Below are 5,492 nucleotides of genomic sequence, written 5' to 3' on the forward strand. Positions count from 1 at the left end.
TGTAATAAGCTATTAAAACAAGCTTTTGCAATAGCAAAATCAGGATTAACTTATGATAATAATTATAGAAGTGTTTTATTGAAAAATTAATGAGTTTTTACTTGTTTTTTACCACAGTACTTTGTTGTACGTAGGCTTTTTCGTTCTTCTTATCATTTTTGTTAAACTAGGAATAATCCCTACAAATACACTAATTCCAATTATAAGACCATAATTTACGTCATTCCAGTTTAATTTTCTAATTCCATCTTCACAAGCTGTACATTCAATAACTTTGAAATTAGCATCTATTGAAGAAATTCCAAATAATACTGTTCCAAACAGGATAAGACTAATAATAACACTTTTAAATATTTCATAAAGATTACGTTTTAAATTTTGAAGTGTCAAAATTAATAGTCCAATTCCAAAGGATATAAAGTAAAGCTTATTAGAAAAAGCGTAAAAATTCTTTCCCACAAACTTTATCTTTTCAGATGTTGACCATATAAAAATACCTTGAATAAATTCTCTAAAAAATAATTCAGAAAAGTAAGCAATAACAATTCCAAATATGAAAGATAAAATTCCTAAAGTTATTTTTTTTGCCAAAGTAAAAGTTTTCAGTTCGTTTAAATTAAATCTATTTTTGAATTGCTTTAAGTTGGATGTTTTTCCACCAATCTTTTTGGTCAGAATTCAGTATATGTTTTTTAATTTCTAAATCTAAACTTTCTATTTTTTGTTTAAATTCTTGCAAAAGAATGTTTTCAGAAATTTGTCTGTGATTAATTACTTTTTCTATTTTGTGTCTTGTAATTAAATCATAGTCAATTTCGTATCTCCATTCTAAATAAAAATCTTCATTAACATCTTTCAATTCTTCACTCAATGTTTCATATCTTGATAGTAAATCTGAAGGACTGAAATCAGTAAGTTTTTCGACTTGATTTATGAATTCAGTATAATCTTCCCAATATTTTTTGTCTTTCTTGATTTTCATTAGAGCTTACGTACAACGTGTTTGTGTATGATTTCGTTGCGTGGTTTAAGCACTAAATTTAGCAAATAAATCACAGATAGAATATTCCGAAGGAATGTTCGTAAGTCGGCAGTGACATAGCAATTAATTATACACGGTGTTGTAATTAGTTATTTAATTTTAATAAAATATTCTTCAATTCATTAATGTCTTCTCGGGCAGATGGCTCTTTTACAATTTTCAGAGCTTTATTAGTGAATTCAGAGGATGTTTTATAGTCTTCTTTTTTATAATATGAATTTGCCAAATTATAATAAAAATAACCTTTTCTTTCTTGGACGTTTTCAAAATCAAGTCCCTTTTTTAAAATTTCAATCGATTTGTCAAATTTTAAAAGCTTATTGTAAGCAGTACCAAAATTCATATAGGTTGAAGTATTTAAACTATCAACTTTTAGTGACTTTTCGAAATACATAATACATTCGTTCAAATTTTTTAAATCTGCAGAAATATCACCTAAAGCATTAAGAATAATAGTGTTATTTGGTTCAATTTTATTTGCTTTTTCATACAGTTTTTTAGCCTTTCCAAAGTTTCCTTTCGCATATTGGTCAGAAGCTAGGTCAAAAGTTACCGAAGCAATTGAATCCTTCATCCAGCCTTTTTCATATTGATTTTTATTTATGAAGGTTGTGTCTTTAGATTGTTTTGAAATAATCTGTTCAGAATCTGATTTACAGTTCAGAAGAGTAAGGGTTATGAATATTATCAATAGGTTTCTCATAATTAATTACAACGTTGTTGTATAAGGTTAGTTGCGTGTTTCAAGCAACTAATTTACTAGATTAATCACGAACGGCGAAATTCCGAAGGAATTTCCCAAGTGAGCTAAAACTAGCAATTAATTTTATACGGTGTTGTAAACAGGCTTTTTTCATTCTATAATTACGCTAAATGTTTTTGATTCGTTATAAACAGTAATTCCAAAAAGATTCCATTTTAAAATTCCATTAGCAATAAATTCCGCTTTTCCATTCATATTCAAATTGTTCGTATCTATTGACTTAAATTCCCACATATAACCGCTCACAATTCCAGTCAAATAACTGTTACTTTCAATTGGGATATATTCATTCTGTTCTATAGAATATTTTACAAGCATATTTATATCAAAAGTCCAATTATCTTCCAATTTCACTTGTTTAATTTCCGAGTTATTTTTTCTCTCATAGTTTTCTGTTATTGATATTCGGTTTGAGTTTTTTCCTGAATTAGATGCGGAAATTATTTGTACAATTCCGATTACCATTATAAAGATTGAGACAAATTTAAATTGTGGTTTAAATATTTTTTTTCCTTTAGCTATAAATCCAACAATTAGATAAAGAAAGTAAAGAACAATCATTCCGTTTATTATAGACCAAATCAAATGTATCATAGTTTTCGTTTTTCAGCTGTCTCGTCCTGAAATATGGCTACAGGTTAAAATTTATTTTTAAGCTGATAATTTATATACCATATTCGGTGTTTTATAACCTAAAGATAAGTGTAATCTTATTTCGTTGTATAAATTAATTGCATTTTTTGCAGCTCTCTTTGCGTGAGCTTTGTTATCAAAGGTTTGGTCGAGATAAAACTCATCTTTTAGAATTCCATTTATGCGTTCTGCCATAGCATTTTCGTAACAATGATTTTCTTCAGTCATACTAATATTTATCTTTTTTCTTTTAAGTATTTGTGTATATACATTGCTACAATATTGTATTCCTCTGTCTGAATGATGAATAAGTTGTTTAATGTTTTTAGCTTGATAAATGGCTTTGTTTAAAGCTCTTACACAGCCTTTTAATTCTAGGCTGTCACTAAGGTCGTAACCAACGATTTTCCTGGAATGCATATCAGTTATTAAGGCTAAGTAACAAAAACCTTTTACTGTTCTAATATAAGTTATATCACTAACCCAAACTTGATTAGCTCTAGTAACCTCTAAGTCTTTTATGATGTTATTATACTTATAAAAACGATGATACGAGTTAGTAGTTCTAGCACTTGTTTTCTTTCTAAGAGTTAGCATTTGGTGTTTTCTAAGGACATTAAACAAAGTGTCTCTACCCACCTTAATATTGGCTTTAGTAAAATTTATATCTAATGATTTCACAAGTTTTCTCACACCTTCTCTAGGAAGGGATTTACGTCTTTTACTAACAATTTCAATAATCTGTTGTTCTAGTTTTAAACGATTATCAGCTCTAGATTTGTATTTATAATACGCATCACGTTTAAGTCCAAAACAATGATTTATAGTGGTTAAAGAGGCAAATCCCTTAGATTTTTCTTTGGCTTTGGTTAAGGCTTTATACTTAGCTTTTTTTTTAGTTCAGCAACAGATTTATAGCCTAGATCTTCAGCAGCTACTTCAAGATAGGAATCTAATACCATGGTATCTAGATCCTTTTTAAGTAATAGTTTTTTAAGTTGCTGAATCTCTTTTTGAAGTGCTTTAATTCTAGATATTTCGTCTTTTGTTTCCACTTTTACTCTGGTGTTCATTAAGTCTTTACGATTATACTTTTTAATCCACTCATTAATCGTTGTGGGTGCAATAGAGTAGAGCTTACAAAGTTCGCTTTTTGTGTGTTTACCTTTACTGAGTTCATCAAGAATTTTTAGTTTAAAAGGTTCTGAATACCGTCTAATTACTTTGTCGTTTTTGTACATAATGTTTAAAATTATGTAGCCTTTATTCAGGACGGGTCATGCTTACCTATAACGTTGTTGTATAAGATTAGTTGCGTGGTTTAAGTACTAAAGTTAGCAAATAAATCACAGATAGAAAGTCCGCAAGGACTTTCGTAAACTAGCTAGAACTAGCAATTAATTTTATACGGTGTTGTAGCCAGTTATTTTTTTGGTATCTTATTAATCATCTCTTCGGCATTTGTGTTTTTGGGATTCAACTCCAATGACTTTTTATAGTTTAACAGAGCCAATTCATATTGTTTATTTGTATAATAAGCTTCTCCCAAACTATCATAAAGGTTACCATCGCTTGGAAATTCAGAAACAGCTAATTTGAATATTTCTATACTTTGATTCATCATTTTCAATGATAATAAATCATAACCGAGACTATTCAATTCATTTGGGTTTTCAAAACTATAGATGTCATAATCACTTTCTTTTAATGCGTAATAGTATTTGACTCCTTCATTAATATTCTCTAAACATTTTTGCCTTATTGCCCGATATATAGATTTTTTAGGTAAAGTAAAAGCTTTGTCTTTCATTATGTCATATACAGAGTGGGCTATTTCCGGTACTTGATTTTTATGGTTGGACATCAATATAATATTGAGGTCATCCTTGAATTCACTTATGTAAATTGATTCAAATTGATAGGATTGACCACCGTGAGTATGTGTTTCAAATAAATCATCAGAACCGCCAAGAATTGTATGTTCATTTTCAAAATATTGGTTCTTTAAAAGCAATTTTAAAGTTTTTCTTGAAATTAGTTTGTTATGATTTAAAGCCATAATCCATTTATTCAAATCATCTATTGATACCCATAACCAACCTTTGGATGTGTAAATTTCTGAAGCATTTTCCTTATATATATCAAAACTCCTAGCTCTATTTGGATAGTCGAAATTTGGATCAAAAACTACATTTTTCATTTTTAAAGGTGTAATAATATTTTCTCTCATAAATTCTTGAAATGTTTTTTTTGTAACATTTTCGATAATTTTTTTTTGGAGAAAAATACTATTGTTATTATAATTAAAATCTGTACCTGGTTCAAACAGTAAACTTGGTAGTGCTTGTAAATCTTCTAGGTAATCATTTTCATTTTCTACATTATCCCAATCAATTTGAGGAAGACCACTCACATAGTTTAAAAGATGCTTGATGGTAACTTTTTCGGACCATTCTGGTAGTCCTAAATCAAATTTTGAAAGCTTGTCGTCTAGGTGTAAAACCCCTTTCTCAATTAACATCATAATAGACACGGCAACAAATTCTTTTCCTATTGAACCTGGACTGAAAATAGATTTTTTTGTCAGTTCAGTTTGTCCTGAACCGTCTGTGTATCCGAATGATTTTTGATATACCAAAGAATCGTTTCTAGTAACCAATACGTTTCCATTAAAAATTCCTCTATCTGAACTAATTTGCATCAGAGAATCAATGGTTTTATTGTATTTGAAAAAAGGTTGAGTTTCTAGTTCTTGTGCGTTGATGAATCCTAAAAAGGATAAAGAAAGGAAGAGAGTAATGTATTTGTTCATAGTTTTAAAATTAGGTTTATAGTCTAAAGACTAAATAATTTTAAAATTGTTACAGTTTTTGTATTATACTGATATAGGTTGACTCTTTTTAGTTAATATTTAGACGTTCAAAAGTTTTTTTTTTAGCCGTTTAGAATGCAAAAAAAAAGTTTGAACTAGGTTTGTTCTTAAATTGTAAGTTCAGGTAAATTTACATTATTTTTTCGGTACGACTTGTATTTGATGTTTGGATTGAGATGGAC

6 protein-coding genes and 1 pseudogene are annotated in these 5,492 nt (G+C 28.6%); all 7 read right to left on the bottom strand.

Going from position 1 to position 5,492, the window contains the following annotated elements; translation table 11 throughout:
• Nucleotides 1-108: 108 nt before the first annotated feature.
• The 7 genes and pseudogenes from JAO71_RS15580 to JAO71_RS15610 all read right to left on the bottom strand — a co-directional run bounded on the left by JAO71_RS15580 (nucleotide 109) and on the right by JAO71_RS15610 (nucleotide 5,250).
• On the bottom strand, nucleotides 109-591 hold the full coding sequence (locus tag JAO71_RS15580; protein WP_203001713.1) for a hypothetical protein: 483 nt from the start codon (nucleotides 589-591) through the stop codon (nucleotides 109-111).
• A gap of 31 nt (nucleotides 592-622) precedes the next feature.
• The gene (locus JAO71_RS15585; RefSeq protein ID WP_203001714.1) at nucleotides 623-982 is read right to left on the bottom strand and encodes a hypothetical protein; all 360 of its coding nucleotides are present in this window, start codon (nucleotides 980-982) and stop codon (nucleotides 623-625) included.
• Between the two features lie 145 nt (nucleotides 983-1,127).
• A complete protein-coding gene (locus tag JAO71_RS15590) occupies nucleotides 1,128-1,745 on the bottom strand; it encodes a tetratricopeptide repeat protein (RefSeq protein WP_203001716.1) in 618 nt (205 codons plus the stop codon).
• 150 nt (nucleotides 1,746-1,895) lie between these two features.
• Nucleotides 1,896-2,366 (bottom strand): hypothetical protein, encoded by a 471-nt coding sequence (locus JAO71_RS15595; protein ID WP_236011306.1) that lies wholly within the window; start codon nucleotides 2,364-2,366, stop codon nucleotides 1,896-1,898.
• A gap of 90 nt (nucleotides 2,367-2,456) precedes the next feature.
• Nucleotides 2,457-3,287, bottom strand: a pseudogene (locus JAO71_RS15600) (IS3 family transposase); the annotation flags it as partial.
• Between the two features lie 20 nt (nucleotides 3,288-3,307).
• Nucleotides 3,308-3,679: a transposase gene (locus JAO71_RS15605; protein WP_116822553.1), complete on the bottom strand. Its 372-nt coding sequence runs from the start codon at nucleotides 3,677-3,679 to the stop codon at nucleotides 3,308-3,310.
• 182 nt (nucleotides 3,680-3,861) lie between these two features.
• Nucleotides 3,862-5,250: a serine hydrolase gene (locus tag JAO71_RS15610; RefSeq protein WP_203001718.1), complete on the bottom strand. Its 1,389-nt coding sequence runs from the start codon at nucleotides 5,248-5,250 to the stop codon at nucleotides 3,862-3,864.
• Nucleotides 5,251-5,492: the final 242 nt, after the last annotated feature.

The sequence above is a fragment of the Olleya sediminilitoris genome, from assembly GCF_016785945.1.
GTDB classification, from domain to species: Bacteria; Bacteroidota; Bacteroidia; order Flavobacteriales; family Flavobacteriaceae; genus Olleya; species Olleya sediminilitoris.